Here is a 20,064-nt window from a genome sequence, read left to right as displayed (position 1 = left end):
ATCCGCGCCCGCGCACTATGCCCCACAGTTCCAAGGTAAAGATCCCATGAAAGCTCAAGCCCGCCATATTCTGGTGAAAACCGCCGAAGAAGCCGAATCGCTCAAGCAACGCATCGCCAAGGGCGAAGCCTTCGATGTGCTGGCGAAAAAATTCTCCACCTGCCCGTCGGGCAAACGTGGCGGTGATCTGGGGGAAGTGCGGCCGGGGCAGATGGTCGGCATTATCGACCAGATCATCTTTAAAAAGCCGCTGCGAGTGGTGCATGGCCCGGTCAAGAGCAAGTTCGGCTATCACCTGGTGCAGGTGTTTTATCGGGACTGAAACACAACCGCTCCCATCATTGACTTGTCTGGATCAGATTTGGCAGCACCCACAAAACTCAAACTTTGCAGGGGTCATTGTGGGAGCGAGCCTGCTCGCGATGCAGGCGGTGATCTGTCAAGCAAACCGCGCTGATGCCATCGCGAGCAGGCTCGCTCCCACAGGTTATGCGCCCAGCCGTAAATCAGAACTCGATTGCAAAGCTCTCGATCACAGTGAACTGCTCATCCACCAGACACCCCGTGCGCCACTTGTCGAAGGTCAGGCAAGGATGCGAGGTGCCAAAGCTGATGATGTCGCCTACACGCAGCTGCGTACCCGCAGCAATCGACATAAAGGCATGTTGATCCATTACCGCCGTGACCTTGCAGCCGCTGATGTCCTCACCCACTGCCGGCAACACGCCTTCTCGATAACGCTTTAGCGGCAGCGGCAGGCCCGCATCAAAGGCCACGTCACGCTTGCCCAGCGCAATCACCGCAAAACCGGGTTCAGGCAACGACTGTACGTGGGCCCAAACCTCCAGCGCCGGACGCAACCCCTCGTGCAGATCACTGCGACGCTCCAGCACACAGCACTGCGCATCCTTGTAGATGCCGTGGTCGTGGACCACATAACTGCCAGGGCGCAACACACTGAGAAAACGCCCACTGGCAGCCTCAGCCTCGAAGCCCTCGGCAATCAGGTCATACCAGGCCGAGCCCGACGCAGTAATGATCGGCTTATCCAGTGCAAATGCACCGTCCCTCTGCAGTTGCAGGGCCAGACGCACCAACGAAGCAGCAAACTGGCGAATCCCGCTGACCGCCTGTTCGCCGTGAATTACCCCTTCATAACCTTCGATGCCGGTCAGGGCCAACGCTGGTTGGGCCTCGATCGCAGCCGCCAGGGCCATCACTTCCTGTTCGCTGCGGCAGCCACAACGCCCACCTACCACGCCGTATTCGATCATCACGTTCAAGCGCTGGCCGCGCTCGGCAAAATAAGCACCCAGGGCCGCCACGTTGTCAGGGTGATCGACCATGCAGTGAAATTCGAATACCGGGTCTGCCTGCAAATCGGCAATCAGTGCCATGTTAGCCCGGCCCACCAGTTGGTTGGCCATCAGTACTCGCCGTACCCCGGCGGCATAGGCGGTGCAGGTTTGCACTGCCGTGGCCAGGGTCAGGCCCCAGGCGCCCTGCTCCAGCTGGCGACGAAACAGCGCCGGGGCCATGCTGGTTTTGCCGTGTGGGGCCAGTACCGCACCACTGCGGGTAACGAAATCCTGCATCCAGCCAATATTGTGCTCCAGCGCGTCACGGTGGATCACCAGCGCGGGCAGGCTTACGTCACGCACCAAATGGTCGGCGGGGTTAGCTGCGCCTTTGAGTACCTGTGGGTTCGACACATTCAAGTCCTCGGGTTTCAGCGTTTGGCCTTATAGGCGATACAGTCGATCTCGACCTTGCAGTCGACCATCATCATTGCCTGCACACAGGCGCGGGCCGGGGCATGTTCGCTTTTGAAATACGCGGCGAACACCTTGTTGAAGCTCCAGAAGTCGCGAGGGTCTTGCAGCCATACGCCAGCGCGGACCACATCCTCAAGGCCATAACCGGCTTCTTCGAGGATAGCGATGAGGTTCTGCATGGTTTTGTGGGTTTGCTCGACAATCCCTCCGTTAATGATTTCACCGTTTTCCATGGCAACCTGGCCGGATACGTGCAACCAGCCATCGGCTTCTACTGCACGAGCGAAAGGCAAAGGCTGACCGCCTGCGCCCACGGCGCCGGTACCGAAACGTTTGATGCTCATTGGGGTGAACTCCAGGATAAAAAAGGCGCCTCATGCGCCACGGGTAGAGCAGTCTGCCATACCCTGGGCCATCAGCCCAATTGCCACCAGCGCGGCAACAGTTGCTGCACCTTGGGCTCGGCAAAGCGGTCATCAATCAGGAACAGCGTGCCCTGATCACTCTGGGTGCGGATCACCCGCCCGGCGGCCTGCACTACTTTCTGCACACCGGGGTACAGGTAGGTGTAGTCATAACCGGCGCCAAACAATGCCGCCATACGCTGTTTGATCTGCTCGTTGACCGGGTTCAGTTGGGCCAGCCCCAAGGTGGCAACAAAGGCACCGATCAAGCGTGCTCCGGGCAAGTCGATACCTTCGCCGAATGCCCCGCCCAGTACCGCAAAACCGATGCCTTGGCTCGACATCGTGAATTGATCGAGAAAACCCTGGCGCGCAGCTTCATCCATGCGCCGCGCCTGCAGCCACTGGGTAACCTGAGGATGGCGTTCGGCGAGCAGCTCGGCGACCTGTTGCAGGTAGTCGAAGCTGCTGAAAAACGCCAGATAGTTGCCCGGGCTCTGCTCGAACTGGCGAGCGATCAACTCGACAATCGGTTCCAGCGAGGCCTGGCGGTGCACAAACCGGGTCGAGATCCGGCTGACCAGATGCACACTTAGTTGCTCCGCCTGGAACGGCGACTCGACATCCATCCACACCGTGTCTGACGGCAAGCCCAACAGGTTGGCGTAATAGATTTGCGGGCTCAGGGTGGCCGAGAACAGCACATTGCTCTGCGCGCTCTTGAGTCGCGGGCCGATAAACCCGGCGGGCACCACATTGCGCAGGTTGAGCTGCGACAAGCGACGCTTGCCGTCTTCGCGCAAACTGACGTCAAACAGAAAATGCCCGTCGAACAGCTCTGCCACCCGGTTGAACTGCAGGGCTTCAAAGTAAAACCCTTGCAGATTGCCGCTCAGCCCTTGGGGGTGATCGTTGAGGTAGTCACCGATAGCGGTGATGCACGCCGACAAGGCACTCAGCCATTTGGCCGGCAATTGCGGGTGAACCTGATACGGCCCGACTTGCTCCTTGTGCAGGGCATTCCATTCGCGATTAAGGCGCTTGAAGGGTTTTTCCAGCGGCGCCGGGGCCGAATGACGCACGCTGTTGAGGGTTTGCTGGTCCAGGCTTGCGCTGTACATCTGACGCGCCCGCTCTACCAGGTTGTGGGCTTCGTCCACCAGGGTCGCGACCCGCCACTGGTTGGCCTGGGCCAGACCATAAAGCAACGCACTGAAGTCGAAGTAGTAGTTGTAATCAGCAATCACCAGGTCCGCCCAGCGCGCCATTTCCTGACTCAAGTAGTACGGGCACACCTCATGGGCCAGAGCGACGTTGCGCAAGGTCTGCTGGTCAAGGGCCGACTGGGCGACCGCCGCTTGGCGCGCAGCAGGCAAGCGATCATAAAAGCCTCTGGCCAACGGGCAGGAGTCGCCATTACAAGCGTTTTCGGGGTACTCGCAGGCCTTGTCCCGCGCTACCAGCTCCAGCACCCGTAACGGTGCAGCCACCCCCTCGGGATAGAGCACCTGCGCGGCATCGAGCGCCAGCTTGCGCCCCGGGGTCTTGGCGGTCAGGAACAACAATTTATCAAGCTGCTGACCGGGCATGGCCTTGAGCAACGGAAACAGGGTGCCGATGGTTTTACCAATCCCGGTGGGTGCCTGGGCCATCAGGCAGCGCCCGGTGCTGGCGGTCTTGTACACCGCCTCGGCTAATGCTCGCTGCCCGGTACGAAACTGCGCATGGGGAAAGGCCAAGGCACGGGCGGCGGCATCGCGGGCCTGACGATGGGCCATTTCCTGCTCGGCCCAGGCCAGAAACAACCCGCATTGCTGCTCGAAGAACTGCTGCAAATCCGCAGCCGACCAGGTTTCCTGAAGGCGGGTTTCCTTTTCGCTGACAATATCGAAGTACACCAGCGCCAGATTGACCTGCGCCAATTGCAGGCTTTGGCACAGCAACCAGCCATAGACACGGGCCTGTGCCCAATGCAATTGGCGGTGATTGGCCGGTATCGCGGTGAAATCACCGCGATAGGTTTTCACTTCCTCCAGCACATTGGCGTCGGGATCATAACCGTCTGCCCTACCGCGCACGGTCAATGCCTGGTATTGACCTTCAAGGCTCAGCTCCGCCTGATACTGCGCACTGCGCCGCGACGCTACCGTGCGGTGCCCGGCGATCCCCTGTTGCGCCGTGGGCGACGGGGTGAAACGCAAATCCAGATCACCAACCTTGGCCGTGAACTCGCACAAGGCACGCACTGCAACGCGATAGCTCACTCCTGCGGCTCCTGCCATTGCACGTAGCACACGGTCACTGGCATTTGATGCGCCTCGCAAAACGCAAGCCAGCGCAACTGGTTGTCTTGCAGGCGGTCACCCGGCCCCTTGACCTCAATCATGCGGTAGGTTTTTTGCCCCGGGTCAAACTGGATCAGGTCAGGCATACCGGTTCGATTGGCCTTGATATCCAGCAGCAGGCGCCGAAACCACAGCTTCAGGTGCTCGGGCGGCAGGCACAGCAGCGCTTCTTCGAGCAGGTCTTCGCTCAAGTAGCCCCAAGCGACAAAGGACGATTGCACACCGAACTTGGCGGTATACGCCCCGCGGATGGTCGCCAGGTAACGCTCGTCATCCAATTGCGCCAGGCAATCTTCAAACAGCGCGGCACGCTGCTGATAGAAGTCGTCCTCAAGCAAGTCCGCCGGGCCACTCTGGTACGGGTGGAAAAACGCTCCCGGCAGCGGCGCAAAAATAGCGGGCCAGCACAGCAGACCGAACAACCCGTTGATCAGGGTATTTTCCACGTAATGCACTGGCGCTTCGGGGGCCTGTAAATGCGCTACGACCATTAGCTCGACGCAACTGGCGTCGTCCCGTGGCAGGCTCAGGTCAAGCCGCTCGGGAGCTTTCGGCTTGGTCACCGCAACCGCTGGCAGCCCTAGCTTGCGCCGTAGGCGCGGAATGATCCGCAGCAGGTGCTGATCTTCGGCGTCGGTAAGTGGCGCTTGTTGGGCGGCCTCAGCCAGAGACAACGCCGATTGGTATTGTTGCTGACGCTCAAGCACGCGAATGCTGCGCTGACGGGCTTCGGGGTGCTGGCTTTGTTGGTAGACCTGCAACACCCGGGTCAAGTCCCCTGCCCGCTCCAGATGCTGACCCAACTGAAACAGCAAGCGCCCGCGACGGCGCTGCAGCCAGCGGTTATCCGCCTGGTAGTCGAGTACCTGTTGTAATACAGCGTCTACATCGCCACTGCCTTCAAATTGCTCGCGACAGGCATAAAGGTGCAAGTAACCCTCAATATCGGCGCGACAACGCAACGCCCGGGACTCACGGCAGAAGTTGACCTTCTCGTAGGTAAACAGGCCCAGGTCTGCCAACACCAGATCTGACCAGCTCTGGCTAAGGTTGCCAAAGAACATCAGCCGCAGACGATCGCATAGCGCCCGGTGGTTGAGCGTGTAAAGCGGCTCCGCCAGGGCGGGATGCCATTGGGCCAGACTCTGACGCTGGGTGAAAGTGGCGGCAAGCTCATCGAGCCAGTCCGATTTTTTGGCCTTGGGCCGGGCAATATCTGCGCTGAACCGGGCCATGATTTCAGGTTTTTGCAGCACCTCGAACACCTCGGCCAGGGCCAGCGGTGCCTGATCGTCCAGCCACCCCAAGGCCAGCAAGGGAGCTGCCGCCTGCGGTGTATCGCCGATTTCCGGGTAATTGAGCTTGCTGGCCCTGAAGTGCTCCCCCTTGCGCATCACCATGCGTACCCACAACGCTTGCGAGGGACCGGGCAGCAAAGCAAAACCTTGGATAAACCGCTGCTCGTCGACACTTAATACGTCGTCATAACGGGCTGCAATCCAGTCGAGCACATGCTGGAAGTTTTTAAGGTAATAAAACGGGTCTTCAAGGGGATTGGAAATCACTGACAGAACAAACCACTGGCTTTGGATACTGGATATGCGTACAGATAGCAGTTTGCTCCGTGGTCTGGCAAATCCTATTGGATGAGCGGTTTGCGTCGCGGGTACCCTTCTGCGCGCTCATATGGCTAAACCTGGCCTGCTGGTGCTGCACACCAGGGCTTGTTGTTCGGATCGTGGGCCCATAGGGTGGCAATCAAAGAGTTACCTGGCCTGGAGTCGATTTTTTGCATGTGATACAGCGCCTGCAGCGATGCCAGAGACAGCCCGCTCACGGACTCAAGCCAACTCACATCAGCCTGGGATGCTGCATTGTGGTCTATCAACACCTGCCGAAACCGGTGAATGAATTGCAGCTTCTCGGGGTAGCAACTTTGCAGGAAAGATTCAAGGCCACGCGCCTGATTCACAAAGGGCGAACATATCAAACAGCCCAGTTGCTCATCGCTGACACCGTGCAACTCACGCAAATACCGGGTTGCAGCGCCGTGCAACTTGCTTATCCTTTTGGGTGTATTAAACACCGTTCCCAAGTGCTTTATCAGCTGCCCTTTAAATCGCTCATTGCATTTGTTTTCAATCGAAGCGCGGCGCAAAAAAGCATCCACTCCGACGCTGTATTCAACTCCATGTTGATAGGCTCCCCGTAATCCGTGCACATGAGCGGCCAGCAACACTACGGCGGTTTGAGGCTCTTCAATATCCAGGGTCTTTATATTCCACGGCCCCTCAATAAACATCAGCACCTGAGAGTGCAAAACATCCACTTCATGACAGAGACAATCAAATACATTGATCACATTTATATCATTATCCGTTTCCACGGCCGAGATTTCACGGCTGGGCACCGTCGGCAGCTGCAACTGCTGTTTATAGTCGTCATCCAGTTTGCTGCACAACTTGACCGCACCTTCAAAATCTTCGCGGTGCTCGCCATAGGGCGCATGCCCGTGCTGCCTGGCTACCTGTTGGATCCACAGCACATATTGCCCAAGGTGGGCGGGAGGGCGACGGTCAATCAACGCGTCAACCTTGACCCCCCACTCGCAGGCACGCCGGTACAACTTGGCACGCGCCAACAGATCGGCATAAAAGAATGTGGCCCGTGCATCACCCTGGGTCAGATGGCCCGACATCAGTACCTGCGTTCGGTCCATGACCGACGAGAGGCTTTCAAACGCAACCTGCTTATGCAATTGCGCAGTGCCCTGCTCATCCACCAGCAGCAGTTCCACACGGCTATCGTCATAGATAAACAACTCGCTGCATTGGGCCTGGATGCGCTCCATCACATTGGCCGTCATTCGCGGCTGGCGCAATATTGCAATGCGCAATATGAATGTATGCGGCGAACGCCCCGCAATACTGAGCTGGGCGGCGCGCAAAAATGCCAATGTATAAGCACACTCCTTGCCGCCTTCATGAACAACCATCACCCGATAGTGCCCTATATGCTCCACGCCTCCTGCCGCGACCAATAAACGTTGAATCAACAACTGCAATGCAATGCGCTCGGGGCGGCTGAAAAACCCAAGAAGGCGCTGCAATACTTGCTGATAGACAAAACACATGGCTTGCTCATGAAAGTTGTTCATGGATTATTCCTCCAGATCGACTTCCGCATTATCAGCAGCCCGATTAGACGCGCCCACACTTACCTCAACTCTTTGACCCATAACAGACCTGGCGTACGTACGCACAGGAATACGCCTACAAAAATACATTCAAAAAAATACATAACGTTTTGAATTACATTTTTATGAATTCATAAAAAAACATTGATCTTCCGTTGAGGTGTATTAATTCACACATGTATTTCGTAAATACGGGGCAGCAAAAAGTCTTTCAGCGAGCACAAAAAAACACGCCCCGGAACATTATGTTCCAGGGCGTGTTTATCGCTTGAGCAATTACGGCGGTTACCCGCCAGGCTTCAGGCCGTGGTCAGTTGCAACGCAACTCGCCCACGACACGGGCAGTCATCCATGTAGCGATGCGCTTCGACATAGGCTTCAAAAGGGAAAACCTTGATCTCCAGTGGCGTCAGCACCCGGTCAGCGGTCAACTGGTTGATATCACGCAGGGCGCGCTTCATGGCCTCTTCGTCCTGGCTAATGCCCAACTCCGGCTTGCCGGTGAAATTGCCGATGCAATGCACAAAAAACTTGATGTTCTTCTGGAAGCACGCACAACCCGGGAAGCGCGTTTGATTGCCGCCTTGCAAACCATACAGAACCAGGCTGCCACGGGGCGCCAGCACATCACCCAGCACCGACATTTGCGGACCGCCCAGGCCATCCAGCACAACGTCCACGCCTTTGTTGTCGGTGATCTTGTTGACCTGCATCAGCAGGTCTTGCTCTTCGGTGACGATCACATGATCGGCACCCAGGCTCAGCAGGCATTCGCGCTCGGCTGCATCCTTGGTCGCGGCAATCACCTTCAGGCCCAGGGCTTTGCCCAACTGTACAAACGATGGCCCGGCACAATGGCTGGCGTCGGTAATCAACACTGCTTGCCCAGGCTTGACCTGTGCCAGATCGACATACGCAAAGTAGGCAATCAGCAGAGGGGTGTAATGCACGCTGGCTTCAACCGCAGACAACACATCCGGGTAACGGGTCAGCGTGGAGCGCGGCATCAGGATCAGCTCGCCGTACGTTGGGTAATCGTTGGCACTTTGACCGGGAAAGCTGGCGACCTTGTCACCAATCGCCAGGTCATCCACACCCGGACCAACGGCGGTAACAATACCTGCCATTTCATGGCCGATACCGGCAGGCAAACGAGCCTGGCTGGGAGCCAGGTTCTGGCGCCACAGCACATCATACCAACTGATGCCAATAGCCTGGACACGGACCTGCACTTCGCCAGGCGCAGGCGCGGCGACTTCGTGCTCTTCGCACTTGAGCACCTCGGCCGGGCCAAACTTGTGAAAACGGATCGTGCGCGACATTACAAACCTCGCCTAATTAATCGCTAATACCACAGGACTTTATCCGGGCTTTGTGCGCAAGACTAACAGACAGCATTAATAGTCGACATGCCTGACATTGATCCGCCGACAGATTGGAAGCCAGAGTGGTCGATAAAAGCCAACGAAACCGCAGTAAACAGATGAGAAGCCAACCATCCGTCAGCAAGAAAGAAAATCTACCGAGTGACGAAAAATCAATTTTGCCAGTAAGATCCGTTACTTCACTACCTGTTGCCCCCCAGCGAAGCCTGCCTGATGAACCGTAACGACTTGCGTCGCGTCGATCTGAATTTGCTGATCGTCTTTGAAACCTTGATGCATGAGCGCAGTGTGACCCGCGCCGCCGAGAAGCTTTTTCTCGGGCAGCCGGCCATCAGCGCAGCACTGTCACGCCTGCGCAACTTGTTCGACGACCCGCTTTTCGTACGTACCGGTCGCAGCATGGAACCCACAGCCCGGGCGATCGAGATTTTCGCCCTGCTGTCGCCTGCCCTGGATTCGATTTCAACGGCAGTCAGCCGTGCTTCCGAGTTCAACCCGGCAACCAGTACCTCGGTGTTTCGGATCGGCCTGTCGGACGATGTCGAGTTCGCCCTGCTGCCCCTGCTGCTCAAGCGTTTGCGTGCTGAAGCGCCAGGTATCGTCCTGGTGGTGCGGCGGGTCAACTACATCCTGATGCCACCGCTGCTGGCCTCCGGTGAAATCTCGGTGGGCGTAAGCTACACCAGCGATCTGCCCGCCAACGCCAAACGCAAGGTATTGCGCCGCAGCAGACCCAAACTGCTGCGCGCCGACACCATGCCCGGCGCACTGAGCCTGGACGACTTCTGCGAGCGACCCCATGCCCTGGTGTCATTCGCCGGTGACCTGAGCGGGTTTATCGACACCGAACTGGAAAAAATGGGCCGCAAGCGCCACGTAGTGCTGGCCGTACCGCAGTTCAATGGCCTGAGCACCCTACTGGCGGGCACCGACATCATCGCCACTGTCCCCGACTACACCGCCGAAGCCCTCACCGCGGCTGGCGGCGTGCGCGCCGAAGATCCACCGCTGGACGTGCAAAGCTTCGAACTGCACATGGCCTGGCGCGGCGCCCAGGACAACGACCCTGGGGAACGCTGGTTGCGTTCGCGGATTCAGATGTTTTTTGGCGACCCTGAGAGTCTTTAGATTTCGTCGGGCAGACTGTTTATCTGATCATTTTTGCCTGCCATCATTTAGCGTAGTGCCACTGAGCGGTAGATCGCGGCGAATGTCGCTCTAAGCGATCAGGCGGGAGAGCGCTCCCCCGCCTGTTGGCCCGTAGTCAGAAATCCACCGAGGCCGACAGTTGTAGCGTACGTGGCGTACCCAGGCCACCGGACAATCCGCTGCCGTCGCCACCGTTGTACGAACCGATCCAGTAAGCGCGGTTAGCTACGTTCTCGACATTGGCGCGCAAGGTCACTGGCTTGGACATGACCTTGGTGGTGTAACGGCCGCCCACATCAAACACAGTGTAGGACGGCAGTTCCATACGATGGTCGTCGGTGACGTAGCGGCTGCCAACGTAGTTGGTGTTGGCGGTCAGGGTCAGCCCCGGCACCATCTCCAGGTCGTATTCGGCGCCCAGTTTGGCGATGATCTTCGGTACGCCGGTCACTTGGTTGCCTTCGTTGGATTTGACCAACGCCTTGGTCAGCTCAGCCTGGGTATAGGACGCGCCGCCCATCAGGCGCAGGCCGGGTTGGGCTTCACCGAAGAAACTCCATTCCACGCCACGGTTACGCTGCTCGCCGTTGGTGGCGTAAATATTGGTGACGGGGTCGGTGTAGGCGCTCGGTTTTTCAATCTGGAACACGGCCAGCGTAGTGGCGAAGGTGCCCAGGTCGAACTTGGCGCCGACCTCATACTGCTTGGTCTGGTAAGGGCTGAGGATTTCCCCCGAGTTGGCGGCGCTGGTGGGTGCCGTGCCCCCTTGGGACAAACCTTCGATGTAGTTGGCATAGAGCGAAACATCGTCGGTGACCTTGACCAGCAACGCCGTCGCCGGCGACACCTTGCTGTCGCTGTAACGGGACGTCTTGACCCGAGCCGGCGTCAGGCTGGCGCTTTCCACGGTCTGGTTGCGCCAGCCAACGGTCCATTGCACGCGGCCATCGAGGAACGACAGCGTGTCGAGGAACGCAAAGCTTCTCAGCTTGGCTTCGCTGCGGGAGGTGACGGCGCCGTATTTGCCCAGAGGCGGTGTTGGGCCGAAGTCGATGTTGTCGTAGTTGGTGACCACATAGTTGGGGATCATCAAGTCCTTGTAGCTCATCTCCGATTTGTACTGGGTGGCTGCCAAGGACCAGGCGTGGCCTACCGGGCCTGTGTCGAAAGTGCCCTTGAGGCCGGCTTCACCGGATTTCTGCGTGCCCTGCCCGTCCGAGCGATAAGCCAGCACGTTGATGTCCCCTGCGTTGTTGATCAGCGTGTCACGGGTCATCAGGGCATTGCGGCCACCGTCGCGCTGGCCATAGGCGGCAAAGGCGGTGAGCGAGTCATTCAGGTCGGCCTCGCCACGGATCAACACGGTTTCGGTGTCGTTGATGGTATAGGCCCAGTCCGGCGCCAGGGAGTTGTTGCCCTTCTTCGGGCTGGGCACTTTATTGACCGTCGGTGAGATGCCGAAAATGCCGAAATAGTTGGCGCCATCCAGGCGCTCGCGCTGCTTGTAAGCGTCCAGGGACAGGCGTACGCGCTCAGTGCGCCAGTCCAGGCCCAGGGCGTTGAGTTGCATCTTTTGCTGCTGGTCGTCCACGTTGGTATCGCCATCGCGGTACACGCCGTTGTAGCGAATACCGAACTGGTTCTGCTCGCCAAAACGTCGACCCACGTCAGCGTGGGCGCCGTACAGACCGTTGGATTCGTAACTGGTGGTGATCCGCGTCAGCGGTTCGTCGGCGGCGCGTTTGGGCACCATGTTGATGCTACCGGCGACGCTGCCATCGGGCGGCATGCCGTTGAGCAGCGCAGACGGCCCCTTGAGCACTTCGATGCGTTCGGCCAGTTCGGTCGAACCGCGCAGGTTCGGCGCCATGCCGGCCAGGCCGTTGAAGGTGATGTCGTTGGCGCTGGTGTTGAAGCCCCGGATGAAGAAGGTTTCGAGGATGGCCCGCTTGGACGGCACGTTGACCGACGGGTCAGTGGCACCGATCACCGAGCCGATGTCCTTGGCCTGGTGGTTGCGCACGAATTCATCGGTGTAGCTGATGGCGTTGAACGGTGTTTCCATGAAGTCCTTGTTGCCCAGCAGCCCGATACGACCGCCCGTGGCGACCTGCCCACCCGCATACGCAGGTGGCAGGTCATCTGTGGCGAGCCGCTCGCCCTCGATGGTGGTTTCCGACAGCACCAGGCTGTTTTTTTCCGCTTCGGCCCGGACCTGGGTGGCCGGCTCCGGTTCAGGCGCCGCCGACACTGCCAGCGAGCCGCCGCTCAAACCGAGCAGCAAGGCGATCTGCACGGCGGAGTACGTGCGGTTCAAGGTAAACGGGAAAGTACGCGGTGTGGCCTGGGATAAATCAGGGTGGGCGCGAGTTGGGCGGCCGTGTTCCGACATGCTGGATTCCTTTCGATGCGAAGTATTGAAGTGCATTCACTAGATTTCCGTACCAGAACCACAAACCCTCAATCTAAATGATAAATATTCACAATAAAAAGCCGCAACCTGAATGGCAGCGGCTTTGGGTACCACGAACGCGTGCCTGGATCAGCCTTTGTAGCCTTCGACCACGTCGTCCGCCATGCGGTTAAGGCAGGTCACACTGGCCGTGCACAGGTACCAGGTCTGGGCGTCGACGAAGATCACCCGGCCGTTGTTCCATGCCTTGGTCTTGCGCAACAGTGGGTTGTCCAGGCTCTTGAGGTCGAGGGCCGGGCGGTGCTCCATCACTGCCGTACGGTCGATGACGTACAGAATGTCCGGGTCGGCCTGCTGAATGAACTCATTGGAAATCGGCTGACCATGCAAGCCGGCCTCGATGTCGGTGCTGGCCGGTTTAACGCCCAGGGTATCGAACACAAAACCGTAGCGCGATTTCACGCCGTAAGAGGTGAAGGCACCGTTGTTATGCAGCACGATCAAGGCCTTCTCGGGGCGACCGGCAGTGACTTGGCGGGTCTGCTCGACCTTGGCATCCATTTCCGCGACTTTCTGGCGGGCGAGTTCCGGCTTGCCGAGGATGCGCCCCAGCAGGGTCAAATGGGCCTTGGCGGTCTCGATGAGATTGCCTTTTTTGTTGGTCAGGTCCACGTCGTCGTACACGGTTGGAGCGATCTGGCTGAGTTCCTTATAGCTCTGGGCCTGGAGCGGAGAGATCAGGATCAGGTCGGGCTTGAGCGCATGCAGGCGTTCCAGGTTGGGCTGGATGGTCGATCCCACATCCGCGACATTCGTGTCGTCACGGTAGCGAGTGAGGAAGCTGGTGACGTAGTCCTTGGCGATGCCGACCACCGGGGCACCGAGTTGATCCAGGGTGTCGAGCTCGCTCATGTCGAAGGCCACTACACGCTGGGGCAACTGAGTGACCACGGTGGTGCCCAGCGGATGCTCGATGGTGATCGGCGCATAGGCCGCCTGCGCCGCAACCGGGGCCTTGGCCTCTGGCGCCGGTTTGTCACACCCCTGCAACCCGGCCGCCACGGCCATCGTCAGCAGCAGCGCGCGCAATCTGTTCGTGTGATCAGTGCTCATGTCAGTTCCCTTGAAGGTGATGGGTTGAAGTAGTTGCAAACGAAGCCTTGTTGGCTGTGCAGAATCTCGAAATCCAAGTCGAACAGCTCGCGCAGGTTGGCCTCAGTCACTACCTGGTCGACTGGGCCGTGACGGTGGATGGCGCCGCCTTTCATCGCCACGATATGGTCGGAATAATTGGCCGCGAAGTTGATGTCATGCACCACCAGGATCACCGTGCGACCTTGCTCATCACACAAGCGGCGCAAGGCGCGCATGATTTGAACACCGTGTTTCATGTCGAGGTTATTGAGCGGCTCATCCAGCAGCAGGTAATCGGTTTGCTGGGCGATGGTCATTGCCAGGAACGCCATCTGCCGCTGCCCGCCGCTGAGCTCGTCGATGTAGCAAAGGCGCAGCGGTTGCAGTGAAAGGAACTCGATGGCCTCGTCGATCACCACCCGGTCCTGGGTGGTGAGCGCGCCTCGGCTGTAGGGGAAACGCCCGAAGGCCACCAGCTCTTCGACGGTCAGGCGCAGGTTGAAATCCGGCGACTGACGCAAGGTGGCGACGCGCTTGGCATAGTCGCGTACCGGTACGTCGGCGATGCTGCGGCCGCCCATCAGTACGTCGCCACGGGTAGGCGTCAACAGACGGGCGATCAACATCAATAAGGTGGATTTGCCCGCCCCGTTGGGGCCGATCAATGAGGTCACTTGCCCCGGTGGGAACTGCACGCTGACGTCACTCAGCACATGCTTGGCGCCATAGGTTTTGTATACGTGTTGGAGAGAGATCATGCCGTGCCTCGGGTTCGGATCATCAGCGCGAGGAAATACACACCGCACACCAGGTTGATGAGAATGCTCACCGAGGTGTTGTAGTTGAACCATTGCTCTACCAGATACTGAGCGATGATGAAAATGCCAATAGCAATCGCACAGCCTAGGGGCAAGGTGACCCGGTGCCGCGTGGTGCGGGCCAGGGCATAGGCGATGTTGGCGACGAACACGCCCATGAACGCGGTCGGCCCCACCAGGCTGGTGGATACCGCCACCAGAATGGCGATCAGTGCCAGTTGCAGGCGCACGCTGCGTGGGTAGTCGACCCCCAGGGAAATCGCTTGGTCACGTCCCAGGGCCAGGACATCGAGCACCGGCAACGTGCGCTGGGCGATCAAACACACCACCGCCACCAATACGCCCGAATAGATCACCTGCCCCGGTTGCGCTTTGTTGAAAGAGGCGTAGTTGAATCCCTGGAAAATCGAGAACTCCCCGGGGCTGATCTTCAACTGGATGAATTGGGTGAAGGTGCCCATCACCATGCTCAACACCAACCCCAGCAGCAACAGCAGGTACACGTTGTGACTGCCGTCGCGGAACAGCCAACGATGGATGAACCACGAATAGCCGAGCATCAACAGCACCGATAACAGCACGTTGCCGTCACGCCACAGCAGCACCAGGCTCTGGGTGCCCAGCACCAGAATCAGCAACGCCTGGAACAACAGGTAGATCGCCTCATAGCCCATCATGGCTGGCGTGAGGATGCGGTTGCCGGCGATGGTCTGGAAAATCACCGACGAATACGCAATGCACACGCCGGCAATGCCCATTGCGGCCAGGCGGGTAAGCCGCTTGGGAATGACGTAATCGAAATCCAGGCCCGAGCCCAGCAACAGGAACCCAAGGGCCAGCAACAGGACCAGCAGCCAAAGGCCATAACGGGTAGCCATGTGTCTCATGTGTACTTCCGGATCAGCAGCACCAGGAACACCACACCGCCAATGCAGCCGGCAGTCAGACCGATCGGCACTTCGAAGGGGTAGATCAGCAGGCGGCCGAGGATGTCGCAGGCCAACAGCAACGAGGCACCGCACAGGGCGACGATGGGCAGCGTGCGCTCCAGGTTTTCACCGTAGTGCAGGGCCACTAGATTGGGAATCACCAACCCGACGAAAGGAATCGCGCCCACGGTAATCACCGTGGCGGAGACGGTGACGGCCACCAACATCAAGCCCAGCGCCGCGTTGGCGGCGTAGTTCAGGCCCAGGCTGCTGGCCATACCCTCGCCCATGCCCAGTACGGTGAAACGATGGGCATACAGGTAGGTCAGCACGACAATGGGCAGGATCAGGTAGATGATCTCGTAATTGCCCTGCACGATCTTCGAGAAATCGCCGAGCATCCAACCCTGCATGCTCTGCAGGATGTTGTGGCGGTAGGCGTAGAACTCGGCAATGGCGCTCAGCACGCTGCCGTACATCAAGCCGATCACCGGCACCATCACGGTGTTCTTGAACTGGATGCGCCGGATGATCGCGACATAGATCAGGCTGGCGGCAAAGCAAAAGGCCAAGGCGAACAGCATTCTACCGGCGGCACCGGCTCCCGGAGCTACCGTCAGGGAAATCAGGATGCCCAGCTTGGCGGCATCCAACCCACCGGAAGTACCGGGCTCGACGAAGCGGTTACGCACGATCTGCTGCAGGATCACCCCGCACACGGCCAACCCGACCCCGGTGAGGATCAGAGCGGCCAGGCGTGGCAGCCGGCTGGCGGTGAAGGTCAGCCAGGCATCATCGGAAAAGCTCAGCAGCTCGACCCACGACACCTGTTTGACCCCCACCGTCAGCGACAGGCCGCACAGCACTACAAACAGGACGGCTAACGCTGCACGACTCAAGAAGCGTCCTCACCCGCGATCCGCCAGCCTTTTGCCGCCCTGCGCTGTGCGAGAAAGTGGGCATACAGCCCAGGCTTGGCGCTCAATTCGGCATGGGAACCTTGTTCGCTGAGTTGACCTTGATCAAGCACCAGGATCTGGTCGGCCATGACCACGGTCGAAAGCTGGTGCGCGATAACGATCAGCGTACGTTTGCCACGCAGCCGTGCCAGCGCTTCGGCGATGGCGGCCTGGTTCTCGGCATCGAGGGCGGCGGTGGCTTCGTCGACGAGCAGTATCGGTGCATCCTTGATCAGCGCACGGGCGATGGAGATCCGTTGGCGTTCGCCACCGGACAACCGGGTCCCGCCCTCGCCCACCGGCGTGTCCAAGCCTTGGGGCAGTCGCTCGATGATTTCCAGAACGCCGGCTTGTCGCGCCGCTTCCATCACGTCGGCATCGCTGGCCGCTGGCTTGCCTATACGAATGTTGTCGGCAATGCTGCCCTGGAACAGGTAGGCATCCTGGAAGATCTGGCTGATCTGGCCGGCCAGTTGCTCACCGGACATCTGGCGCACATCCACGCCGCCGACGATCACGCTGCCCTGGGCCACATCGAAGAAGCGTGCGATCAAGCGCACCAATGTGGTCTTGCCCGAGCCGGAAGCGCCCACCAGTGCGGTCATACTGCCCGGTTCGATGCGCAGGCTGACATCGCGTAGCACGTCGGGCTGGCCGTCGGCATAAGTGAAGCTGACGTTGCGCAACTCGACGGAGCCATCGAGAGGCGCCTCGGGTGCCTGTGACTGCGGCAGTGGCTTGACCGCAAAAATCTCGCGCACGGCGCCCAACTGGCCACGGGCACCGCGCAGCACTTCGCTGTAGCCGGCCACTTCCAGCAGCGGGTCGATGAAGCGGCTGACCAGCAATAGCGTAATCATCACGGCGATGACCGAGCCCACTTCCAGACCGGCGCCCAGCAGGTCGCCCAGCCACAGAGTGGCAGCCACCAGCAGCGCAGCAAAACCGGCCTGCACCGCCCACGCATTGAACACCACTGACATCGCCGATACGTGGATCAGATGCTTGGCAGCCTGCTGCTGGCGACCGATGGCCTGTTCGAGGAACTGTGTACCGCCGTCCTCGCCATTGAAGGCCCGCAATACCGACTGCGCCTGGGCGAACTCGACCATCCGCTGGCTTGTCAGAGCGGCGTTGTGCTGGAAGTCGTGGTCGGCTCGCTGCCCCAACCGTGCAGTCAACACGAACACGCCCAGCAGCACCGGCAGGGTCGCCAGGGCAACCAGTCCCATTTGCCAGTGCAGGGTGAACAGCGCGATAAGAATCACCACCGGCGTAACCACACCGGTCAACAGTGGCGTGAACACGTGTGCGGGCAACTGCGCCAGTTCCATCATGCCCGAGGTCGCCAGATGGCTGAGCCGCGCCGTGTTTTGCGCGCTGAACCAGCCTACGGGCAACTGCGCCACATGGTCGCCAAGGCGGTGACGGCCGCGCTGGAGCACGGCGATGCCAACGCGGATGCCGGCTTTTTCCACGCTGCGCCGCAGCGCCCAGCACGCAACCACACCAATGACCAGCGCGATCAGCCATTGCGCGGCGGCGTAGGTATCACCACCCAACAGGTGGGTGAGGATCGGCACCAGCATGACAATCGTCACCCCGCAGAGCAGGCCATAGACCAGGGCCATCGCCAGATAGCGGCGCAGGACCGAAGCGTCTTCGCCGAGCAGTTGAATAAAGGTTTTCAGCATGACGACACCGCCTGTTCCTTGGCTTGTTCATAACCGCCCAACGCCCACAGCCTGGCGTAGCGGCCTTTGCGTGCGAGCAACTCGGCGTGGGTGCCTTGCTCGCAGAGGATGCCGTTGTCGATCAGGATGATCTGGTCGGCGTGCATCACCGTGTCGAGCCGGTGAGCGATCACCATGAGGGTGCGACCCTGGGCGAATCGCGACAGCGCTTGTTGCAGCTTCACCTCATTCTCGGCATCGGCTGCCGCCGTGGCTTCATCCAGTACCAACACGGGTGGGTCGAGCAACACGGCGCGGGCGATGCTGACGCGCTGCAACTCACCGCCGGAGAGCTGTACATCTTCACCGATCACCGAGTCATAGCCCCGTGGCAGGTCCAGGATGCGTTCGTGGATGTTCGCGATACGCGCGGCGGCCTCGATTTCCTGCTGGCTGGCCGAGGGACGGCCCAGGGCGATGTTGTCGCGCAGGCTGGCGTGAATCAGGCGTACTTCCTGCAACACGAAACCGATGCGCCGGTACAACTGGGTGCTCTCGATGTGGCGCAGGTCGACACCACCCAAGGTGATACGCCCTTCGGTAGGGTCGAAAAAACGCAGCAGCAGGCGGGCCAGGGTCGACTTGCCGGAACCTGATGCGCCGACAATGGCGGTCACGGTGCCCGGCTTGAGGGTGAAGCTCAGGTCCTGGAGCACCGGGGATTCGTCGTTATAGTGGTAGCTCAGGTGTTCGACGCGAATTTCAGCGTTTGCAGGCAATTGTGCTGACGTGCTTGGCAGGGTTTCGAGCACAGGGGTTTGTAGCAGGGTCTGCACGCGTTGGGCGGCGGCGGTCGCGTTGTTCAGGTCGTGGGTGATATAGCTCAGGAGCAACAGCGGCGCGCAGATGCCCGGGGCAACCAGAGCAAACGGCAGGATGTCTACCGGGGCCAGCCAGCCCTGGCTCACCCCCAGCGTACCGAAGGCCAGCACCACGCCGAGTACCGCCACGGGCGTGATCATGGCGTGGGCGTTGGCCATCGCACTGACCAGTGGCCGGGTGAAGTCGGTAAACGCAGCAGCAAAGGCATCCACCGCACCCCGGTAGCTGCCATGGGCCTTGCCCTCGGCGCCAAATGCCTTGACCACGGGAATGCCGTTGACGAACTCGACCACGGCATTGTTGATGCGCATCATGCCCGCGCCGAACGTTTGCATGCTCGCCCCACTGGCCTTGGTGGCGCGGGTGAAAAACAGGAAAAACAGCGGGAATGGCAACAGCGAGACAATCGCCATGCGCCAGTCCATGGCAAACAGGTAAAGGATAGCGATGATCACGGCCCCAAGCGTACGGCCGAGGGTCGTGAAAAAGTGCGCCGTCAGGCTGTGCAAGGTGCCGATGTCATCCTGCATCGCCTGCTTGACCTCACCCGAAGCACGACTGGTGAACCAACCCAGCGGCACCCTGGCCAACCGACGGGTGATGGCTTGGCGCAGGTAGCCGGTGATGTGATTGTCGGCCAGGTGGGCGACCATCTCCCCCAGCGAAATCAAGGTCATGCCGAGGAACAGGCAGGCCAGACTGACACCCACCACTTGCCAGACTGGGCCTTGCAGCTGGACCCAACTGGCTGCTTCACTCATGGCCAGTTGCGCAATGTGGGCGATGCCAGCCAGGGGCACCATGGTCAGCATGGTCCCAAGAGCGGCCAGTACCGCGGCGAGTATCAGCCGCCCACGAATAGGGCGTAATACTTGGGATACCGAACCGACGGGTGTGTCTTTAACGCTCATGAGCTCTCCTGAATAACCACTGCCGGCCACCGTGTGGCGTGCCTGGCGTCCTTTGCGTTTGAGCGTTTTGCACGGTGCATACCGTGTATTC

General features: G+C 59.6%; 15 protein-coding genes. 2 read left to right on the top strand and 13 right to left on the bottom strand.

The window, feature by feature from the left end; genetic code table 11:
• The first annotated feature begins 46 nt into the window (after positions 1 to 46).
• Positions 47 to 322, top strand: coding sequence for a peptidylprolyl isomerase (locus V6L79_RS14855; protein WP_083369510.1), 276 nt, complete (start codon positions 47 to 49; stop codon positions 320 to 322).
• A 184-nt stretch (positions 323 to 506) separates the two neighbouring features.
• On the opposite strand, the gene V6L79_RS14850 is transcribed toward V6L79_RS14855, so the two are convergent.
• From V6L79_RS14850 to V6L79_RS14825, 6 genes are all read right to left on the bottom strand, one after another.
• Positions 507 to 1,718 carry an amino acid deaminase gene (locus V6L79_RS14850; RefSeq protein WP_338579069.1) on the bottom strand — a complete coding sequence of 404 codons (1,212 nt, stop codon included), beginning with the start codon at positions 1,716 to 1,718 and terminating at the stop codon, positions 507 to 509.
• An 11-nt stretch (positions 1,719 to 1,729) separates the two neighbouring features.
• Positions 1,730 to 2,119 carry a RidA family protein gene (locus V6L79_RS14845; protein ID WP_261742240.1) on the bottom strand — a complete coding sequence of 130 codons (390 nt, stop codon included), beginning with the start codon at positions 2,117 to 2,119 and terminating at the stop codon, positions 1,730 to 1,732.
• A 71-nt stretch (positions 2,120 to 2,190) separates the two neighbouring features.
• On the bottom strand, positions 2,191 to 4,443 hold the full coding sequence (locus V6L79_RS14840) for an ATP-dependent DNA helicase (RefSeq protein WP_338579068.1): 2,253 nt from the start codon (positions 4,441 to 4,443) through the stop codon (positions 2,191 to 2,193).
• Positions 4,440 to 6,089, bottom strand: a complete 1,650-nt coding sequence (locus V6L79_RS14835) for a VRR-NUC domain-containing protein (protein ID WP_338579067.1) — start codon at positions 6,087 to 6,089, stop codon at positions 4,440 to 4,442. The genes V6L79_RS14840 and V6L79_RS14835 overlap by 4 nt, the downstream gene beginning before the upstream one ends.
• A gap of 125 nt (positions 6,090 to 6,214) precedes the next feature.
• Positions 6,215 to 7,681, bottom strand: a complete 1,467-nt coding sequence (locus V6L79_RS14830) for a hypothetical protein (RefSeq protein ID WP_338579066.1) — start codon at positions 7,679 to 7,681, stop codon at positions 6,215 to 6,217.
• A gap of 338 nt (positions 7,682 to 8,019) precedes the next feature.
• Complete coding sequence (locus V6L79_RS14825; RefSeq protein WP_338579065.1) at positions 8,020 to 9,042, bottom strand: zinc-dependent alcohol dehydrogenase family protein; 1,023 nt, start codon at positions 9,040 to 9,042, stop codon at positions 8,020 to 8,022.
• Positions 9,043 to 9,318: 276 nt separating this feature from the next.
• Between V6L79_RS14825 and V6L79_RS14820 the strand changes: the two genes are divergently transcribed.
• Positions 9,319 to 10,233, top strand: coding sequence for a LysR family transcriptional regulator (locus V6L79_RS14820; protein ID WP_257622947.1), 915 nt, complete (start codon positions 9,319 to 9,321; stop codon positions 10,231 to 10,233).
• Between the two features lie 136 nt (positions 10,234 to 10,369).
• Here V6L79_RS14820 and V6L79_RS14815 read toward each other — a convergent pair whose 3' ends face one another.
• The 7 genes from V6L79_RS14815 to V6L79_RS14785 form a co-directional block, all read right to left on the bottom strand.
• The gene (locus tag V6L79_RS14815) at positions 10,370 to 12,646 is read right to left on the bottom strand and encodes a TonB-dependent siderophore receptor (RefSeq protein ID WP_321837107.1); all 2,277 of its coding nucleotides are present in this window, start codon (positions 12,644 to 12,646) and stop codon (positions 10,370 to 10,372) included.
• Positions 12,647 to 12,796: 150 nt separating this feature from the next.
• Positions 12,797 to 13,780, bottom strand: a complete 984-nt coding sequence (locus V6L79_RS14810) for a siderophore ABC transporter substrate-binding protein (protein ID WP_338579064.1) — start codon at positions 13,778 to 13,780, stop codon at positions 12,797 to 12,799.
• Positions 13,777 to 14,559: an ABC transporter ATP-binding protein gene (locus tag V6L79_RS14805; RefSeq protein ID WP_261742231.1), complete on the bottom strand. Its 783-nt coding sequence runs from the start codon at positions 14,557 to 14,559 to the stop codon at positions 13,777 to 13,779. Before V6L79_RS14805 ends, V6L79_RS14810 begins: the two co-directional genes overlap by 4 nt.
• On the bottom strand, positions 14,556 to 15,506 hold the full coding sequence (locus tag V6L79_RS14800; RefSeq protein WP_338579062.1) for an iron chelate uptake ABC transporter family permease subunit: 951 nt from the start codon (positions 15,504 to 15,506) through the stop codon (positions 14,556 to 14,558). The genes V6L79_RS14805 and V6L79_RS14800 overlap by 4 nt, the downstream gene beginning before the upstream one ends.
• Positions 15,503 to 16,447, bottom strand: a complete 945-nt coding sequence (locus V6L79_RS14795) for an ABC transporter permease (protein ID WP_261742229.1) — start codon at positions 16,445 to 16,447, stop codon at positions 15,503 to 15,505. Before V6L79_RS14795 ends, V6L79_RS14800 begins: the two co-directional genes overlap by 4 nt.
• Positions 16,444 to 18,201, bottom strand: a complete 1,758-nt coding sequence (locus V6L79_RS14790) for an ABC transporter ATP-binding protein (protein WP_338579061.1) — start codon at positions 18,199 to 18,201, stop codon at positions 16,444 to 16,446. Before V6L79_RS14790 ends, V6L79_RS14795 begins: the two co-directional genes overlap by 4 nt.
• A complete protein-coding gene (locus V6L79_RS14785) occupies positions 18,195 to 19,973 on the bottom strand; it encodes an ABC transporter ATP-binding protein (RefSeq protein ID WP_338579060.1) in 1,779 nt (592 codons plus the stop codon). The genes V6L79_RS14790 and V6L79_RS14785 overlap by 7 nt, the downstream gene beginning before the upstream one ends.
• Positions 19,974 to 20,064: the final 91 nt, after the last annotated feature.

This window comes from Pseudomonas sp. ML2-2023-6, from assembly GCF_037055265.1.
In the GTDB taxonomy this organism is placed as follows: domain Bacteria; phylum Pseudomonadota; class Gammaproteobacteria; order Pseudomonadales; family Pseudomonadaceae; genus Aquipseudomonas; species Aquipseudomonas kulmbachensis.
The sequence above is the reverse complement of the archived record's forward strand: the minus strand, read 5'-3'. Positions and strand labels throughout refer to the sequence as shown.